Source organism: Sphingomonas sp. (genome assembly GCF_017745215.1).
Lineage (GTDB): Bacteria > Pseudomonadota > Alphaproteobacteria > Sphingomonadales > Sphingomonadaceae > Sphingomonas.
In genome coordinates this window covers 1-17,913 of record NZ_JAGHZV010000017.1, presented here as the reverse complement: position 1 = coordinate 17,913, position 17,913 = coordinate 1, and the positions used below count along the sequence as shown (strand labels likewise).

Here is a 17,913-nt window from a genome sequence, read left to right as displayed (position 1 = left end):
AATCTGGTTAACGCCGAAACACAATTTTAAGCCGAATGAAGGCATCAGGGCGCCGATGACCAGCGCCGCGACCGCCACGCCCTTGGCCGCTTCCGCCGAACCGCGCACGCCCGCGCGCCTCGTGCCGTGGCTCGCGCTGGCGATGACCCTGCTGCTCGCCGCCGCCTGGGCCGCGCGCGACTGGAGCAACCTGCTCGCGCTGCGCCTGCCCGACAACGACGACATGGCGCGACTCGCGCAGATCCGCGACTGGCTGAACGGCCAGGGGTTCAACGACCTGATGCAATATCGCGTCGGCCCGCCGGGCGGATCGTCGATGCATTGGTCGCGCATCCCCGATCTCGTGCCCGCCGCGCTGATCGTGCTGCTGCGTCCGCTCATGGGGCAGACCGGCGCCGAGATCGTCATGGTGATCGCCTGGCCGGCGATGCTCTTCTACGCCTATCTGCTGCTCGCCGTGCGGATCGCGCGGCGGCTGGCGGGCGAGCGCGTCGCGATCCCCGCGCTGCTGCTCGCCGCGATCGCCTTTCCGACGATCAGCCTGTTCATCCCGGGGCGGATCGATCACCATGCGCTGCAGATCGTCCTCTGCTTCCTGCTCGTCGACGCGCTGATCGCCGCGCCCGGCCGGCGGAGCGGCGCGGTGGTCGGCTTCGCGACGGCGATCAGCCTCGCGATCGGGCTCGAATCGGCGCCCGAGATCCTCGCGGCGGTGGCGGCGATGGGCCTGGCCTGGCTGGCCGGCGGGCGCGACGAGGACCGGCGCGCGCTCGGCTTCGCGGTCGCGCTGGGCGGCGTCACCCTGTTCCTGCTCGCCTTCATGCGCCCCACGGTCTGGCCCGAGCAATGGTGCGACGGCTTCACCCCCGCCTCCTCGCGCGGCACCTTGGTGCTCGCGGGAGCCTGGCTGCTGCTCGGGCTGGCGGGCACGCGGACGGCCGGCTGGAAGCCGCGACTCGCGGTGGCCGCGGTGCTCGGCGCGGCCGCGGCGGCGCTGACCTACAAGACTTCCCCGGTGTGCCTCTCGGGCCCCTATGGCGCGCTCGATCCGTTCCTCCAGCACGTCTGGATGCGCAACGTCGGCGAGGCGCGCGACCTGTTCTTCGGCCAGGACACGATCGGCACCACCGTCGCCTATGGCGGGCTCGCGCTGGCCGGCGGGCTGCTGGTGCTGCCGCGGCTGCGCGACCCGAAGTGGCGGACCTTCGCGATCTTCCTCGCGCTCTCCACCGTCGCGGCGGTGCTCGCGATCCGCGTGACCTACATCGTCGCCGGCTTCGCGGCGATTCCCTTCGCGGTGGCGCTCGTCCACGCGCAGGGGCTCGGGCGGCGGCTGGCGATCTGGACGATCGGCGCGGGCATCGTGTGGAACTATCTCGGGCTCGAGATCGACACCGTCCACGTCACCAAGGCGATCGCCGAGAAGCGCGACCGCCCGCTCTGCATCCTCGCCGCGCCGCTCAAGGCGGTGGCGGCGCAGCCCACCGGCACGATCATCGCGCCGCTCGATTTCGGCGCCTACCTCACCGGCATGTCGAACCACCACATCGTCGCGTCGGTCTACCATCGCAACAACAGCGGGAATCTGGCCATGTACCGTTTCTTCCTCTCGCCCGCCGCCCGGTCCGAGAAGCTCGCGCACCAATGGGGGATCGACTATGTCGCGATCTGCCCCGAGAACCTGCGCGAGGACGGCATGGCGCCCTATCGCAAGGGCAGCCTCGCCGAGCAGCTCGAGGGCGACGGCCCCGCGCCGGCCTGGCTCGAGCGCATCCCGACCGGCGGATCGATCCGGCTCTACCGCGTCCACTGAGGCGAACGCGGTGAATCGCCGCCGCACCGGCTTGCGGGGGCGCCCCTGCTCGCCCTAGAAGCGCGCCGATGAACAGGGGCGACGCGCGGCAGTGGTGGCAGACACGATGGTTCGTGCTGGCGGCGACGCTTTTCGCGATGCTGCCGCTGGTCTGGCCCGACATCCCGCCGCTCGTCGACCTGCCCGGGCACATGGGGCGCTACCGCGTCCAGCTCGACGGGTGGCGCTATCCCTGGCTTGCCGAATGGTATGACTTCCGCTGGATGCTGATCGGCAACCTCGGCGTCGACCTGCTCGTCATCCCGCTTTCCAAGATCTTCGGGCTCGAGCTCGCGGTGAAGCTGATCGTGATGGCGATCCCCGCGATGACCGTCGCGGGCCTGCTGTGGATCGCGCGCGAAGTGCATGGCCGCATCCCGGCGACTGCGCTGTTCGCGCTGCCGCTCGCCTATGCGTTCCCCTTCCACTTCGGCTTCGTCAATTTCGCGCTGTCGATGGCGTTCGCGCTGCTCGCCTTCGGCTTCTGGCTGCGGCTCGGGCGGCTGGGCAGGTTCAGGCTGCGCGCGGCGCTGTTCGTGCCGATCTCGATCGCGATCTGGGTGGCGCACGCCTTCGGCTGGGGGACGCTCGGCGTGCTCGCCTTCTCGGCCGAGCTGATCCGCCAGCACGACCTGCGCCGCCAGACCGCGCGCCAGGGCTGGCCCGGCGTGTTCGACGCCTGGATCGTCCCCTGGTTCTTCGCCGGCGTGCAGTGCCTGTCGCTCGCCTTCCCGCTGCTGCTGATGCTCGCCTGGCGCAGCGGCGCAGTGACCGGCGAGACCGGCGACTGGTTCAACTGGCGCGCCAAGATCCTCTGGGTCACCCAGGTGTTCCGCGACCGCTGGCAGCTGTTCGACATCGCCTCGGTCGGGGTGATCTTCCTGCTGATGTTCAAGGCGATCCGCGACCCGAACATCCAATATTCGCGCAACCTCGCACTTTCGGCGATCTTCCTGCTGCTGGTCTACATCCTGCTGCCGCGGATCGTGTTCGGGTCCGCCTATGCCGACATGCGGCTGGTGCCGTTCCTCATCGCCATCGCGATCATCGCGATCCGGCCCAAGCCCGGCCTGTCGATCCGCGGCACCGCGGTGGTGGCGGTGCTCGGCCTCGCCTTCTTCGCGGCGCGCATCGTCGCGACGACCTGGTCGTTCGCGCTCTACGACGCGAGCTACGACCGCGAGCTGAAGGCGCTCGACCATGTGCCGGTCGGCGCGCGGCTGATCACCTTCGTCGGCGAGACCTGCTACAACGAGTGGCGGATGACGCGCCTCCAGCACGTCCCCGCGCTCGCGCTCGAGCGGCGGCTGGCCTATACCAACGACCAATGGTCGATGGCGGGCGGGCAGCTGCTGACGGTGCGCTACCTGATGGACCGGCCGCGCGGCGACGTGGGCAAGCGCTTCGTCCATGACGCGTCGCAGATCGTCACCGACAAGCAATGCCCGCGCGAATGGTGGAAGCCGATCGACATCAGCCTGACGCGCTTCCCGCGCGACGCGTTCGACTATGTCTGGGTGATCCGCCCGCCCGCCTACGACCACAAGCTCGAGCGCGGGCTGATCCCGATCTGGCGCGACGGATCGAGCGCGGTGTTCAAGGTCGATCGCGCGATCCCCCCCGCGGTGCCCGCAGGGCTGCCGGTGCCCAAGCCGATGGCCTATCTCGAGATCCACGGCGACGGCCGCTATCCGGGCAACACCGTCGGCATCGAGCTCAAGCCGATCAAGATCATCCGCGCCCCGGCTCCCACGCCGACGCCGACCGAGACGCCCAAGCCGAAGAAGAAAAAGAAGAAGTGTCATCGCGGCAAGCCGTGCCCGGTGAAGAAGGTCGTGAAGCCCAAGGCCCGGCCCAAGCCGCGCCCGACGCCGACTGAAGCGCCCGGGGTGGCGCCTGAGGCGGCCGAGCCGCACCCTCAGGACTGAGGTTCGATCAATCCATCGTCATCCCGGCGAAAGCCGGGACCCAGGGTTGCAGAGGGCGTCGCTCGTGGCCCTGGGTCCCGGCTTTCGCCGGGATGACGGGCGGGGTTCGATCGAAATCGATCGCCCGCTACCCCTCGCGCCGGAACGGCGTCAGCTCGCCGAGGAATTCCTGCTCCTGCTCGACCGCCATCCGCTCGCGCTCGAGGAACTCGGCAACCGCGCTGCGGAAGCCCGGATCGGGGAGATAGTGCGCCGACCAGGTCGTCACCGGCGCATAGCCGCGCGCCAGCTTGTGCTCGCCCTGAGCGCCGGCCTCGACTCGCGAAAGGCCGCGCGCGATCGCGGCGTCGATCGCCTGATAGTAGCAGAGCTCGAAATGGAGGAAGGGCACTTCCTCGACCGCGCCCCAATAGCGGCCGTAGAGCGTGTCGGCGCCGATCAGGTTGAGCGCGCCGGCGATGGCGACACCGCCCCGCTCGGCGAAGATCAGCAGCACCTTGTCGGCCATCGCCGCGCCCAGCAGCGAGAAGAATTCGCGGGTGAGGTAGGGCCGGCCCCATTTGCGGCTGCCGGTGTCCTGGTAGAAGGCCCAGAAGGCGTCCCAATGCGCTTCGCCGATCTCGGCGCCGGTCAGATGGCGGATGGTGATCCCCTCGACCGCGCGCTCGCGCTCGCGGCGGATCGCCTTGCGCTTGCGGCTGGCGAGCTCGCCGAGGAAGTCGCCGAAGTCGCCATAGCCGTGGTTCTGCCAATGGAATTGCGTGCCCGAGCGGACCAGCCAGCCGGCCTGCTCGAACAGCGGCAGCTGGCCTTCCTCGACGAAGGTGACGTGCGCCGAGGAAAGGCGGTTCTGGTCGGTCACCGCTTCGATCCCGGCGATCAGCGCCGGCGCGAGCGCGGCGTCGCGCAGCAGCAGCCGCGGGCCGGGCACGGGGGTGAAGGGCACCGCGACTTGGATCTTGGGATAATAATGCCCGCCCGCGCGCTCCCAGGCGTCGGCCCAGCTGTGGTCGAAGACATATTCGCCCTGGCTGTGTGTCTTGCCATAGGCCGGCGCGATCGCGCCTGCCTTGCCGTCGGCGGCAGTGATCACGATCGGCAGCGACTGCCAGCCGGTGTTCGGCCCGACCGACCCCGAGGCCTCGAGGATCGACAGGAAGGCATGGCTGAGGAACGGATTGCCGGTACCGGCGCAGGCATCCCACTCCGCCGGTGGGATCGAGCCGACTCCATCGGCGATACGCGCGGTCACGGGGGAGGGGGGCACGAGCGACAAAATAAGGTCTGCCCCCGGGATTCGGCAATGGGGCCGATCAGTCTTTCGTGCCCTCGGGTGCGGCGCCCGGCCATTCGCGCACCCGGATGTCGCGCACCGGATAGGGCACTTCGATGCCGTGTTCCTTGAACAGCAGCCACAGCCGGTTGAGCACGTCGCTCTTGACGTTGCCCACCCCGCTCTCGGGGTCGCTGATCCAGACGAGGATTTCATGCTCGACGCCCGTCTGTCCGAACGCGGTCAGCCAGACGTTGGACTTGGGCGTGTCGAGCACGCGCGGGCTGTCCTTGGCGGCCTGGAGCATCAGCGACTGGGCGAGCTTCAGGTCGCAGCTGTAGGCGACGGTCACCGGCACGCGGACGCGGACGTTGCGATCGGTGTAGGACCAGTTCTCGACCTCGCGGGTCATCAGGTCCTCGTTGGGAATCAGATGTTCCTTGCCGTCGCGCGTCACCACCGAGACCGCGCGCACGCCGATCTTGTTCACCCAGCCGAAGCTGTCGCCCACCACGATCACGTCGCCGGGCTTCACCGATCGGTCCATCAGCAGGATGATCCCGGCGATGAGGTTGCCGATCGTCTTCTGCATGCCGAAGCCCACCGCGAGCCCGAAGGCGCCGGTGAAGACCGTGAAGGCGGTCAGGTCGATGCGCAGCAGGTCGATGCCCACGAAGAAGGCGACCACCACCACCGCGATCCCGGCGAGCTTCTCGAACAGCAGCTTCTGCGTCGGGTCGAAGGTCTTCGAGCGGCGGATGAGGTGCGCGACGACGCGGTTGATCAGCCGCACCGCCGCGAACAGGATCACCGCGGTGATCAGGAAGGTCAGCACGTTGAGCAGGCTGACCTCGCGCATCCCGACGGTGAAGCCGACCCGGCCCAGCGTGTTGCGGATCGAATCGAGCCCGTGCATCGCCCGGCTGAGGATCGCGGTGAAGGCGAGCGCCGCCATGCTCCAGGCTGCCCAGACCGGCAGGTGCAGCCCGCGCAGCACCGCCTTGACCAGCAGGGCCACCGAAACGCCCAGCGCCAACCCCAGCCCGAAGGCCGCGAGCGGTTGCCAGGACTGGGCGTTGAACACGAGCGCGAGCAGGATCGCCGCAGTGCCGTGCTGGCTGATCTTGCACATCCGCGGCGCCAGCCCCTCGGCCGAGGCGCCGACATGCTTCTCCCAGGCGGCGGAGAGCGGATGGCCGAGCCGGTCGCCCGCGAGCCAGCCGGCGGCGAGCGCGACGGCGGCGAGGGCATAGGCGACGGCGGCCTGGATGATCTCGCCCTGGCTCGGCATCGCCATGCCGTTGCCGGCGAGCCATTGGGCGAGGTCCTGCATCATCCCGCGAGCGCCCGGAAGCGCGCGAGCCCGGCCTCGAGGTCGGCGATCAGGTCGTCGGGATCCTCGAGCCCGATCTGGAGGCGGACCACCGGCCCCTCGGCTTCCCAGCGCGTCACGCTGCGGTAGCTGCTGGGATCGACGGGGATCGCGAGGCTCTCGTAGCCGCCCCAGCTGTAGCCGATGCCGAAATGCTCGAGCCCGTCGATCAGCGCGGCGCGCGCGGCGTCGTTGCCACCCTTGAGCACGAAGGAGAACAGCCCCGCGGCGCCCTTGAAGTCGCGGTGGAAGATCTCGTGGCCCGGGCAGTCGGGCAGCGCCGGGTGGAGCACCCGCGCGACGTCGGGGCGCGACTTGAGCCACTCGGCAACCTGGAGCGCCGCCTCGCCATGCTGCTTCATCCGGACGGCGAGCGTGCGCAGCCCGCGCGAGCCGAGGAACGCATCGTCGGGCGAGGCGCATTGGCCGAGCTGGTAGGTCGTGGCGCGCAACTGCTGGTATTTCCCCCGCGCCGCGGTGACCGAGCCGAGCATCACGTCCGAATGGCCGCCGATGTATTTGGTGCAGGCGAGGATCGAATAATCGATCCCCATGCCGATCGCCGGGAGCAGCAGCGGCGTCGCCCAGGTGTTGTCGAGCAGCGTGACGAGCCCCTTGTCCTTCGCCACGCCCACGATCGCGGGCAGGTCCTGCACTTCGAAGGTCAGGCTGCCGGGGCTTTCGAGGAAGATCGCCCGGGTCCGCTCGGTGACGAGGCTCGCGATGCCCTCGCCGATCATCGGATCGTAGAAGGTCGTCGCGATCCCCATCCGCTTGAGCAGGCCGTTGGCGAGGTTGCGCGTCGGATCATAGACGCTGTCCGCGAGCAGCAGCTCGTCACCGGGCGAGAGCACCGCGAGCAGCGCCGAAGCGACCGCGGCGACGCCGGAAGGGTAGAGCAGCGTCGCCTCGGCGCCCGGCTCCATCGCGGTCAGCGCATCGGCGAGCGACCATTGCGTCGGCGTGCCGCGGCGGCCGTAGAAGAGCTTGTGGTGCGTGTCGGCCGCGCCGCGCGCGCGCAGCTCGGCGACGCTGTCGTAGAGGATCGTCGACGCGCGCCACACCGGCGGGTTGACGATGCCCTGCGTCCATTCCTTGCGCCGCCCGGCCTCGACGAGGCGCGTCGCGTCCTTCTCCTCCTCGCTCACGCCACGGCCCCCAGGTGCTTGGGCGTGTCGGCGGTCGTGCCCCATTCGGTCCAGCTGCCGTCGTAGAGCGCCGCCTCATGGCCGAGCAGGTGTGCGCCGAACACGATGATCGCCGCGGTGATCCCCGAGCCGCAGGTCGCGACGAACGGCCGCGCCGGATCGATCCCGGCCTCGGCGAACACGGCTTCGAGCGCGGCGCCCTGCTTCCAGGTGCCGTCCGCGTTGAAGAAACGGCCCGAGGGGATGTTGCGCGAGCCGGGGATATGGCCGGGCGCGCAGCCGGGGCGCGGGTCGGGCTCGTCGCCGCTGAACCGCGCCGCCGAGCGTGCGTCGGCGACCTGCTCGGCGCGGCTCTTGAGGTTGGCGCGCATCTGGTCGAGCGTGCGCAGCTGGCCGATCGCCGGGCGTACGGGGAAGGTGGTGCCGTCGCCCTCCGCCGTGCCCTGTTCGAGCGGGCGGCCCTCGGCGATCCACTTCGGAATGCCGCCGTCGAGGATCGAGGCGTCGACCCCGGCGATCCGCAGCAGCCACCAGGCACGGCAGGCGGTGTGGTGGCCGCCGTCGTCGTAGAGCAGCACGCGCATCTCGGGCGTCACGCCCAGCGAGCCCAGCCGCTCGGCGATCGCCTCGGCGCTCGGCACGGTCGACGGCAGCGGGTTCAGCGGATCGCGCAGCGTGTCGAGGTCGAGGAAGCGTGCGCCGGGGATATGGCCCGCCTCGAAGGCCGCGCGGGGATCGCTCGGCGGCGATCCCGGGATCGTCCCGGGGATCGTCGATGTGTAGCTCGCATCCAGCAGGGCAAGGTCGGGGCTGCCGATCTCGCCGGCCAGCCATTCGGTCGTCACAAGGGCTTCCATGGGCTTAGCTCCTAGATGGATGCAAAGGCGGGCGCAAACGCCTACATGGCGCCGATGGAAACCCAGCATCTCGGAAAAGCCAGCGCGCTCCCCGCTTCGCCGGAAGAGGCGGTCCTCGACTATGTGCCCAATCCGCGCGCCGGCACGCGCTACCTCGTGCGCTTCGCCGCGCCCGAGTTCACTTCGCTCTGCCCGGTCACCGGCCAGCCCGATTTCGCCCACCTCGTGATCGACTATGTGCCCGGCGAGCGCATCGTCGAATCGAAGTCGCTCAAGCTGTTCCTGGGAGCCTTTCGCAACCACGCCGGCTTCCACGAGGATTGCACCGTCGGCATCGGCCAGCGGCTGTTCGACGAGATGAAGCCCGAATGGCTCCGGATCGGTGGCTATTGGTACCCGCGCGGCGGGATTCCGATTGACGTCTTCTGGCAGTCGGGCGCAGTGCCCGATGGCGTCTGGGTGCCCGACCAGGGAGTCGCGGGGTACCGCGGACGCGGCTGAACGAATGATTTACAGCGGCTCGTCGCAGGTATATCATTGTGCATTGCAGCAAGATGGAAACTGAATCGCCGAAGGGGAGTTGAGACGGGGGAATGGGCCGTCTGGCCTGTGTAAGTTGCGATAAAGAAAGGACAGCAATGGCGTCCACGACCCAGGGTCCCGCGTTCCGGCATCTGGCGCTGATCGGGAATTATCTGCCGCGAAAGTGCGGCATCGCAACATACACGACCGACACGTTCCTCGCGCTCAAGGCCCGCTTTCCCGAGCTCCAGGTCGACGTCTATGCGATGGACGACCACCCCGGCCGCTACGACTATCCGGCCGAAGTCACCCGCGCGATCCCGCAGAACGAGCGCAGCGCCTATCTCGAGGCCGCGCGCGCGATCGAGGCGAGCGGCGCGCAGGCGGTGTGGGTCCAGCATGAATATGGCATCTTCGGCGGCTCGGCGGGCGACTATCTGATCGCGCTGCTCGACCGGCTGACGATCCCCGTGATCGCGACGCTCCACACCGTGCTCGAGAATCCGAGCGCCGAGGAGCGCCGGGTGATGGACGCGCTGCTCGCGCGCGCGTCCAAGGTGATCGTGATGGCCGAGCGCGGCCGCGACATCCTCCGCCGCGTCCACAATGCCGACGACCGCCGCATCGCGATGATCCCGCACGGCGTGCCCGACCGCGTCTTCGTCGATCCCGGCACGCTCAAGCCCGGGTTCGGCTGGCAGGGCCGCGAAGTGATCCTCACCTTCGGGCTGCTTGCGCCCAACAAGGGGATCGAGACGATCATCGAAGCGATGCCCGAGGTGGTCGCCGCGCGCCCGGAGGCGCTCTACGTCGTGCTCGGCGCGACGCATCCCAATCTCGTCGCTCACGAAGGCGAGGCCTATCGCGATCGGCTGAAGGCGCTCGCCGAGGCGAGGGGCGTCGCCCACCACGTCGCCTTCATCGACGGCTTCGTCGAGAATGGGGAACTGCTCGACTATCTCCAGGCGGCGGACATCTACGCCACGCCCTATACCAATCCCGCCCAGATCACCTCGGGCACGCTCTCCTATGCGGTGGGCGTCGGCAAGGCGGTGATCTCGACGCCCTATGTCCATGCCACCGAGATCCTCGACGACGGCCATGGCGTGCTCGTCGGCTTCAACGACAGCAAGGGCTTCGCGCGCGAGATTATCGGGTTGCTCGCCGACCCCGCCGCGCGGCGTGCGCTTTCCGAGCGGGCCTATGCGCGCGGGCGGACGATGATCTGGCCGCGGCTCGCCGAAGCGGCGCGCGGCGTGATCGAGGCGGCGCTCGCTGCGCGGCCGCGGCGCATCGCCAAGGGAAAGGCGGCGGCTGACCCCGTCGCGCTCGCCCCCGATCTCAGCGCCGTCGAGCGGATGAGCGACGCGACCGGCATGCTCCAGCACTCGATCTATTCGGTGCCCGATCGCCGCCACGGCTATTGCATCGACGACAACGCCCGCGCGCTGATCCTGATGTCGAAGCTCGACACGATCGACGAAGCGACGCGCGAGAAATGGACCAGCGTCTACGCCAGCTTCGTCCAGCACGCCTGGAACCCGGACCTCCGGCGCTTCCGCAACTTCATGGCGTTCGACCGCAGCTGGTGCGAGGATTCGGGCTCCGAGGATTCGAACGGCCGCGCGCTCTGGTCGCTCGGCGTGACGGCGCGCGACGCCCGCGCGCAGAAGCATCGCGACTGGGCCTCGAACCTGTTCGACATCACCGCGCCGATCGCCTTCGAGCTCGGCAGCCCGCGCGCGCAGGCGTTCGCGATGCTCGGCGCGGCGGCGACGGCCGAGGCGCACCCTGGCCACGCGCTCTCGCGCCAGATCCTCACGCAGTTCGGCGAGCAGCTGATCGCGCTGCTCGACACCGCGCGCCGGCCCGAATGGCAATGGTTCGAGATCGTCCTCGCCTATGACAACGCCCGCCTGCCCGAGGCGCTGCTCCGCGCCGGCGCGGTGCTCGGTCGCAGCGAGTTCACCAGCGTCGGGCTCGAGACGCTCGAATGGATCGTGTCGCGCCAGACTTCGCCCGAGGGTTGCTTCCGCGCGGTGGGGACCGAGAGCTTCGGCCGGCCCTATGCCGATCCGCTGCCGTTCGACCAGCAGCCGCTCGAGGCGCAGGCGACCGTCGACGCCTGCATCGCCGCGCTCGCCGCCACCGACGAACCCTTCTGGGCGAGGGAAGCGATGCGCGCGTACAATTGGTATCTCGGGGTCAACGACCTCGACCTGCCGCTCGCCTCGCCGCAGGACGGCGGCTGCTTCGACGGGCTGATGCCGCACGGCCTGAACCGAAACCAGGGCGCCGAGTCGATTTTGGCGCTCCAGCTGGCGAATTGCGCGATTTCTGGGCTTTTAAAGCGTGCGAAAAACATGGCAGGACCAGAACGAGCGGTGGCCTGACCAGTTCTGGCGCCACCTGGGTTAAGGTTCGGGGGCGCACGGATGCTCGATTTGGTCACCCACAGCCTGCGATTGAAGGCCGATCCTTCGCGCGTGGTGGTGCGGCCCTTCCACATCGCCTGGGCGGCCAACGGCACGGCGCCCAGCCGCACCGAGCGGCTGGTGAAGGAAGTGCTCGACATGTCGCCGGGCGAGGCGCGGACGCAGCTCGAGATCGTGCTCAAGGACTTCGAGGCGCGCCACTGGCAGACGCGCCGCGTGTTCATGACGCGCTACGACGAGATCGAGACGCTGCTCGGGCTCGACGGCGCGGCGATCGGCGACGAGAAGCGCCAGCTGATCGGCGCCTATTTCTGCCACGAATACAGCTATGCCGCCGCCGCGCTGATGAACCCGAGCGCAGTGCCGCACTACGACCAGAGCGGCATGCCCAAGGGGTCGCTCCGCATCCTGATGAGCCTGCGCGCGGTGGGCGAGGGGCATATCAGCTCGGTCGCCTTCCGCGAGGGGATCATCACCGACGGCAGCGACATGACGCTCGCGCCCGAGCCGCCCTTCGCCACCGCCGCCGACGCGCATGAGGACGAGGAGCACATCCCCGAGGGGCCGGTGACAGTCTATCGCCACCGCGATTCGACGCTGTCGGGCACCGTCATCTTCCCGATCACCAAGGCGCAGTCGAACGGTCTCGAGGATCTGCGCATCTGCCATTTCCACCACGACGACGGCAGCCAGGAGTGGATCGGCACCTACACCGCCTACAACGGCTCGCAGATCCAGTCCGAGCTGCTGCGCACGCGCGACTGGCGCTCGTTCGACCTCGTGCCGATGACCGGCGGCGCGGCGCGCAACAAGGGCATGGCGCTCTTCCCGCGCAAGATCGGCGGGCGCTACATGATGCTCGGCCGCCAGGACGGCGAGAACATCTTCCTCCATTCCTCGGACTCGATCACCCATTGGGAAGGCGGCGAGAAGCTGCTCACGCCGCTCTACCCCTGGGAGCTCGTCCAGATGGGCAATTGCGGCCCGCCGATCGAGCTCGACGAGGGCTGGCTGGTGCTCACCCACGGCGTCGGCGCGATGCGGAAATATTCGATCGGCGCGGCGCTGCTCGACAAGCACGATCCCTCGAAGGTGATCGGCCGCACGCCGGAGCCGATCCTCGCCGCCGCCGACCAGGATCGCGAAGGCTATGTGCCCAACGTCGTCTACACCTGCGGGGCGCTGCGCCACGGCGACAAGCTGTTCATCCCCTACGGCGTGGCGGACAGTTCGGTGGCCTTCGCGTTCGTCGATATCGAGTCGCTGCTCGAGCTGATGTAGGCGCGCGCTTCGATTGCAAAATTGGATTCGAGGTGCGAGCGTCGCGTTGCTCTTTCGCATCGTCGATCCACGCCAGCGGCCACGCCGGAACGGTTCGCGTTTGCTTATGACGAACGGCGTTTTTTCACATTCTCGGTGTCAATCGTGTAAACTGTATTAGGCGAGTAGATCACTGCGCGACCTTGCGGGTGCGCGTATACAGCAGCGCGGTCAGCACGATGAAGAAGACGGTCCCGCCGATCAGCGCGGGCTGGGCGAAGCCGTCGCCGACGATCGCGAGCGGCGAATCCTTGCCGGTCGCGCCGACGATGCCCGCGAAGGCGACGCCCCATAGGCTCTCGCCGACGATCATGCCCGTGGCGGTGAGCACGCCCATCCGCCGGGCCTTCTCCGGATCGGCGGTGCGATCGGCCCAGCGGTCGTAGAACCAGCCGGTGACCGCGCCGAGCGCGGTCGGCAGGATCACCGCCATCGGCAGGTAGATGCCGATCCCGATCGCGAGCGGCGGCAGGCGGAGCAGCTTGAGCTTGCCGAGCAGGGCGTCGGCGACGATGAAGCCCACGCCCGCGAGCGCGCCATAGCCGAGCATCGGCCAGTTGAGGTCGCCGCCGAGCACGCCTTTCGCCAGCGCCGAGATCAGCCCTGCCTGGGGCGCGGCGAGCGCGTCGGGGCCCGCGCCGGGGGCGCCCGCGAAGCCGATCCCGGTGTTGAGGATGTTGAGCACCGGCGGCACCACCAGGCTGCCGAAGACGACGCCGATCACCAGCGCCACCTGCTGCTTCCACGGCGTCGCGCCAACGAGCTGGCCGGTCTTCAGGTCCTGGAGGTTGTCGTTCGAGATCGTCGCGACGCCGAACACGACGCCGGTGACGATGAGGGCATAGGCGATCAGCGCCTGGGTGGTCTCGGGCGGATTGTCGCGGCCGAACAGCCCCGCGAGCATCAGCGAGGCAGCGAGCACCGAGAGGATGCCGATCGCCGAGACCGGCGAGTTGGACGCGCCGATGAGGCCGGCCATGTAGCCGCACACCGAGGCGATCAGCAGCCCGATCACCAGCACGAACACCAGCGCGCCGCCGATCAGCAGCGCCGCCGATCCCGCGAGCGGTCCGCCGGCGATCACGTCCCACAGCAGCCAGGCGATCGGGACGAGCAGCGCGAGCGAGCCGAGCAGGACGATGCCGAAGGGCAGGTCGCGCTCGGTGAGCGCCAGCGCCTCGCCGCCGCGCCGCGCCGCGCTCGCCGCCAGCGCCGAGCGGACACCGCCGACCACGGGCCCTGCGATCTTGATCAGCGTCCACACCGCCGCGACGCCGATCACGCCCGCGCCGAAGAAGCGGACGTCGGCGCGGAACACGGTGTTGGCCCACACCTCGGGCTCGCCGGCGATCGGGTGCGCGGCGGTCAGGATCGGCAGCAGGATCCACCAGCCGGTGATCAGCCCGACGAACTGCGCCGCGCCCACCGAGATGCCGACGAGGTGGCCGACACCGAACAATGCGAAGGAGAGGCCGCCAGAAATCCCCGTCGCGCCCGCGCCGGCGCGAAACCAGACCGAGGCCTCGGCTGCGGCGAGCTTCATCTGGGTGAGGATCGCGAAGCCGGCCGAGGCGATGCTCGCCCAGATCATCAGCCACAGCCCCTGCAGGCTCTCGGCAGCGCCTGCGCGCGACCCCGAGCCGACCTCGAGCACCTCGGCGGCGGCGCGGCCCTCGGGATAGGGCAGCTCGGGCGAGTCGATGACGAGCGCGCGGCGCAGCGGCACCGAGAACATCACGCCGAGGATGCCGCCGAGCATGGTGATCGCCGCGGTGGTGACGAAGGGAAAGCCCTGCCACCAGCCGATCATGATCAGCCCCGGCAGCACGAAGATGATCGCGGCGAGCGTGCCCGCGGCGCTGGCGATCGTCTGGACGATGTTGTTCTCGAGGATCGAGGCGTTGGGCAGGAAGCGCAGCAGCGCCATCGAGATCACCGCGGCGGGGATCGAGGTCGCGAAGGTGAGCCCCACCTTGAGCCCGAGGTAGACGTTCGCCGCGGTGAACAGCAGCGTGATCAGCCCGCCGAGCAGGATGCCGCGGACGGTGAGCTCGGCGATCGGGCGGGCGGGTGCAGGGGTGGCCATCGGCAGGGGATGGCATAGAGTTGCGGGGGTAGAACAGCGTTTTTACCATCCCTTCCACCGTCATCCCGGCGAAAGCCGGGACCCAGGGTTACAGAGGACGTCGCTCGAGGCCCTGGGTCCCGGCTTTCGCCGGGATGACGGTTGGTTGTTGACCCAGCCGCCGGCGCATGGCATATGATGTATATGCATCATGTATCCGAAGCCCTCGGCCCCTGCCTGTGCACGGCGCTGCGCAAGGCGTCGCGCGCCGTGACGCGCGTCTATGACGAGGCGCTGCATCCGGCGGGGATGACCACGGTGCAGTTCGCGATCCTGCGGCACATCGCCCGCGCGGAGACGGTGCCGCTCAGCCGGCTGGCGGACCAGCTCGTGCTCGAGCGCACCTCGCTCTACCGCACGCTCGAGCCGCTCGAGCGGCGCGGCTGGGTGACGGTCGCGGCCGGCGCGGGCAAGGCCAAGCTCGCCTTGCTCACGCCTGCCGGCGCCGCGGTGCTCGACTCGGCGGTCGAGCGCTGGGAAGGCACGCAGCAGCGGATGACCGAAGCGCTGGGCGAAGCAAGATGGGCGGAGCTGCGCACGCTGCTCGCCGAGACCGTCGAGATCGCGCAATGATCCGCCTGCCGCTGCCGCCCCGCGCCTGGCCCTTCCTCGTCGCCGCGGTGACCTTCGTCGCACTGCTCGTCTCGGCGGGCGCTCGCTCGGCGCAGGGCGTGATGCTCGTGCCGCTCCAGCTCCGCTTCGGCTGGGACCTCGCGACCATCTCCTTCTCCGCCGCGGTCGGCATCTTCCTCTACGGCCTCGTCGGCCCCTTCGCCGCGGCGCTGATGCAGGCGGTCGGCATCCGCAAGACGATGCTCGGCGGGCTCGTGCTGATCGCCTGCGCGACGCTCTCCAGCCTGTGGATGCGCGAGCCCTGGCACTATCTGCTGAGCTGGGGCGTCGCTTCGGGGATCGGCACCGGCGCGATCGCCGCGGTGCTCGGCGCGGCAGTGGTCAACCGCTGGTTCGCCGCGCGCCAGGGACTGATGATGGGCGTGCTCTCGGCGAGCACCGCGACCGGGGCGTTGATCTTCCTGCCGCTGCTCGCCTGGCTCTCGCGCGGCGCCGAGTGGCGACCGGTGGCGCTCGCCGTCGCGATCGCGAGCGCTGCGCTGATCCCGCTGGTGCTCTTCCTCGTCCCGGAGTGCCCGGCCGACGTCCACGCCCGCCGCTACGGCGAGCATCCGGACACACCCCCTGCGCCGCCGATGAAGCAGGCGGCGACGCCGATGATCGCCTTCGAGGCACTGTTCCGCGCCGCGCGCGTGCCGATGTTCTGGCTGCTCTTCGCGACCTTCTTCATCTGCGGGCTCACCACCAACGGGCTGGTCGGCACGCACCTCATCGCCTTCTGCGGCGACCACGGCATCGCGCCGGTCGCCGCGGCCGGGCTGCTCTCGCTGATGGGGTTGTTCGACCTGATCGGCACCACCGCCTCGGGCTGGCTGACCGACCGCTATGATCCGCGCAAGCTGCTCGCGGTCTATTACGGCCTGCGCGGGCTCTCGCTGATCGCCTTGCCCTTCATCGACTTCGGCACGGTGAGCCTCACGCTGTTCGCGATCCTCTACGGGCTCGACTGGATCGCGACGGTGCCGCCGACGATGAAGCTCGCCAACCAGGCCTTCGGCGAGCGCGACGCGCCGATCCTGTTCGGCTGGATCCTCACCGGCCACCAAATCGGCGCGGCCACCGCGGCGCTGGGCGCGGGCGTGATCCGCCAGGGCTGGGGGAGCTACACGCCGGCGTTCGTGATCGCCGGGCTGTTCGGGCTGGTCGCGGCGGCGATGTTCGTCGCGACGGGCGTGCAGCGCGCGCGGCGGCTGGCGGTGGCGTAGCGGCTATCGCAAGCGAACCGCGGATGCTCTAGAGCCGCGGCCATGGCCGCCAGACACTATCTCCGCCCCGTGCAGTTCGTCGACACGCCGGTGGGGCGCGACGGCGAGGTCGCGCGGCTCGCGGGCGGGCTCGGCTGGTTCGCTGCCTGGGAATGGATCGCCCGCGAGGGTGGCGGCATCACCAAGCGCACCGTGCCGGTCGCGGTGCTGGCAGACCTGCCCGAGGCCGAGCTGCTCATGCCGATCGCGGAGCGCGTGACCGCCCGGCGCCCGGCGCTGACGCTCGGCACGCGCGTGCTGCGCTTCGACCAGCCGCAGGTGATGGGCATCCTCAACCTGACGCCCGACAGTTTCTCCGACGGCGGCAAGCATGCGGGCGACCTCGCCGCGGCAGCGCAGGCGGGCGTCGACATGACGATCCACGGCGCTGCGGTGGTCGACGTCGGCGGCGAATCGACGCGGCCGGGCGCCGAGGAGGTCTGGGAAGGCGACGAGATCGCGCGCGTGCTCCCCGCGATCGAGCGGCTCGCGGGCTCGGGCGCGATCGTCTCGGTCGACACGCGCAAGGCCGAGGTGATGGAAGCGGCGCTGCGGGCCGGAGCGCACGTCGTCAACGATGTCGCGGCGCTGCTCTGGGATCCGCGCGGGCTCGACGTGGTGGCGCGCGCGGGCTGCCCGGTGGTGCTGATGCATTCGCCCGACCCCGCCAAGGGACCGCACGGCGGCGTGATGGGCGGCAGCTACGGCGACGTGCTGCTCGACGTCTACGACTGGCTCGAGCGGCGCGTGGCCGAAGTGGCGGCGGCGGGGGTCGAGCGGTCGAAGATCCTCGTCGATCCGGGGATCGGCTTCGGCAAGTCGCTCGCGGATAATCTCGCGCTGCTGAACGGGCTGTCGCTGTTCCACGGGATCGGCTGCCCGATCGTGGTCGGGGCGAGCCGCAAGCGGATGATCGGCGCGCTGTCGAACGAAGCGCCCGCCGAGGCGCGCCTCGGCGGGTCGGTGGCGCTGGCGCTCAAGGGGGCCGAGCAGGGCGCGCAACTGGTGCGGGTGCACGACGTGTTCGAGACGGTGCAGGCGCTGCGCGTCTGGCGCGGCATGCGCGACGCCGCGCTGGTCGCGCGCTAGGATGTGGTGACGATTTAGGGATTCCCTTTAGTGGGGAGTTCTGATTCAACGCTGGCTTTTGGAGGCTGGCGTGGAAGGCGAAGTGCTTCGAGACGATCAGTGGGAGCGGCTGCGG

The 17,913-nt window shown here is 69.6% G+C and carries 13 protein-coding genes; 8 read left to right on the top strand and 5 right to left on the bottom strand.

Translation table 11 applies throughout. The features are described from left to right. Positions 1-55 precede the first annotated feature (55 nt). The gene (locus J7495_RS15780; RefSeq protein ID WP_294057692.1) at positions 56-1,813 is read left to right on the top strand and encodes a hypothetical protein; all 1,758 of its coding nucleotides are present in this window, start codon (positions 56-58) and stop codon (positions 1,811-1,813) included. Between the two features lie 68 nt (positions 1,814-1,881). Beyond that, complete coding sequence (locus tag J7495_RS15775; protein ID WP_294057691.1) at positions 1,882-3,780, top strand: hypothetical protein; 1,899 nt, start codon at positions 1,882-1,884, stop codon at positions 3,778-3,780. Positions 3,781-3,907: 127 nt separating this feature from the next. Here the strand turns inward: J7495_RS15775 and J7495_RS15770 are convergent, their stop codons facing one another. From J7495_RS15770 to J7495_RS15755, 4 genes are read right to left on the bottom strand one after another with little or no spacing between them, the layout of a single operon-like run. Next, positions 3,908-5,047 (bottom strand): GNAT family N-acetyltransferase, encoded by a 1,140-nt coding sequence (locus J7495_RS15770; protein WP_294057689.1) that lies wholly within the window; start codon positions 5,045-5,047, stop codon positions 3,908-3,910. 46 nt (positions 5,048-5,093) lie between these two features. Then, entirely contained in the window at positions 5,094-6,386 is a 1,293-nt protein-coding gene (locus tag J7495_RS15765) for a mechanosensitive ion channel domain-containing protein (protein ID WP_294057817.1), read from the bottom strand. Beyond that, the gene (gene metC / locus J7495_RS15760; protein WP_294057687.1) at positions 6,386-7,573 is read right to left on the bottom strand and encodes a cystathionine beta-lyase; all 1,188 of its coding nucleotides are present in this window, start codon (positions 7,571-7,573) and stop codon (positions 6,386-6,388) included. Before metC ends, J7495_RS15765 begins: the two co-directional genes overlap by 1 nt. Continuing rightward, positions 7,570-8,430: a sulfurtransferase gene (locus tag J7495_RS15755; RefSeq protein ID WP_294057686.1), complete on the bottom strand. Its 861-nt coding sequence runs from the start codon at positions 8,428-8,430 to the stop codon at positions 7,570-7,572. Before J7495_RS15755 ends, metC begins: the two co-directional genes overlap by 4 nt. Positions 8,431-8,484: 54 nt before the next feature. Here J7495_RS15755 and queF point away from each other — a divergent pair, with 54 nt between their 5' ends. From queF to J7495_RS15740, 3 genes are all read left to right on the top strand, one after another. Continuing rightward, positions 8,485-8,931: a preQ(1) synthase gene (gene queF, locus J7495_RS15750; RefSeq protein ID WP_294057685.1), complete on the top strand. Its 447-nt coding sequence runs from the start codon at positions 8,485-8,487 to the stop codon at positions 8,929-8,931. Between the two features lie 137 nt (positions 8,932-9,068). Beyond that, on the top strand, positions 9,069-11,345 hold the full coding sequence (locus J7495_RS15745; protein WP_294057684.1) for a glycosyltransferase: 2,277 nt from the start codon (positions 9,069-9,071) through the stop codon (positions 11,343-11,345). Positions 11,346-11,387: 42 nt separating this feature from the next. Continuing rightward, the gene (locus J7495_RS15740; RefSeq protein ID WP_294057683.1) at positions 11,388-12,668 is read left to right on the top strand and encodes a glycoside hydrolase family 130 protein; all 1,281 of its coding nucleotides are present in this window, start codon (positions 11,388-11,390) and stop codon (positions 12,666-12,668) included. 169 nt (positions 12,669-12,837) lie between these two features. On the opposite strand, the gene J7495_RS15735 is transcribed toward J7495_RS15740, so the two are convergent. After that, positions 12,838-14,793, bottom strand: coding sequence for an oligopeptide transporter, OPT family (locus J7495_RS15735; protein WP_294057681.1), 1,956 nt, complete (start codon positions 14,791-14,793; stop codon positions 12,838-12,840). 183 nt (positions 14,794-14,976) lie between these two features. Between J7495_RS15735 and J7495_RS15730 the strand changes: the two genes are divergently transcribed. The 3 genes from J7495_RS15730 to folP are packed head-to-tail and all read left to right on the top strand — an operon-like array spanning position 14,977 to position 17,798. Continuing rightward, on the top strand, positions 14,977-15,405 hold the full coding sequence (locus J7495_RS15730) for a MarR family winged helix-turn-helix transcriptional regulator (protein ID WP_294057680.1): 429 nt from the start codon (positions 14,977-14,979) through the stop codon (positions 15,403-15,405). Further along, complete coding sequence (locus tag J7495_RS15725) at positions 15,402-16,670, top strand: MFS transporter (RefSeq protein WP_294057678.1); 1,269 nt, start codon at positions 15,402-15,404, stop codon at positions 16,668-16,670. Before J7495_RS15730 ends, J7495_RS15725 begins: the two co-directional genes overlap by 4 nt. A 42-nt stretch (positions 16,671-16,712) precedes the next feature. Continuing rightward, positions 16,713-17,798, top strand: a complete 1,086-nt coding sequence (gene folP, locus J7495_RS15720) for a dihydropteroate synthase (protein WP_294057676.1) — start codon at positions 16,713-16,715, stop codon at positions 17,796-17,798. Positions 17,799-17,913: the final 115 nt, after the last annotated feature.

Bases quoted from the DNA above. Each gene is read 5' to 3' on its own strand.
- J7495_RS15745 (WP_294057684.1), top strand. From the start codon at position 9,069: ATGGCGTCCACGACCCAGGGTCCCGCGTTCCGGCATCTGGCGCTGATC.
- J7495_RS15765 (WP_294057817.1), bottom strand. From the start codon at position 6,386: ATGCAGGACCTCGCCCAATGGCTCGCCGGCAACGGCATGGCGATGCCG.
- J7495_RS15775 (WP_294057691.1), top strand. From the start codon at position 1,882: ATGAACAGGGGCGACGCGCGGCAGTGGTGGCAGACACGATGGTTCGTG.
- folP (WP_294057676.1), top strand. From the start codon at position 16,713: ATGGCCGCCAGACACTATCTCCGCCCCGTGCAGTTCGTCGACACGCCG.
- queF (WP_294057685.1), top strand. From the start codon at position 8,485: ATGGAAACCCAGCATCTCGGAAAAGCCAGCGCGCTCCCCGCTTCGCCG.
- J7495_RS15740 (WP_294057683.1), top strand. From the start codon at position 11,388: ATGCTCGATTTGGTCACCCACAGCCTGCGATTGAAGGCCGATCCTTCG.
- J7495_RS15735 (WP_294057681.1), bottom strand. From the start codon at position 14,793: ATGGCCACCCCTGCACCCGCCCGCCCGATCGCCGAGCTCACCGTCCGC.
- J7495_RS15730 (WP_294057680.1), top strand. From the start codon at position 14,977: ATGCATCATGTATCCGAAGCCCTCGGCCCCTGCCTGTGCACGGCGCTG.
- J7495_RS15780 (WP_294057692.1), top strand. From the start codon at position 56: ATGACCAGCGCCGCGACCGCCACGCCCTTGGCCGCTTCCGCCGAACCG.
- J7495_RS15725 (WP_294057678.1), top strand. From the start codon at position 15,402: ATGATCCGCCTGCCGCTGCCGCCCCGCGCCTGGCCCTTCCTCGTCGCC.
- J7495_RS15755 (WP_294057686.1), bottom strand. From the start codon at position 8,430: ATGGAAGCCCTTGTGACGACCGAATGGCTGGCCGGCGAGATCGGCAGC.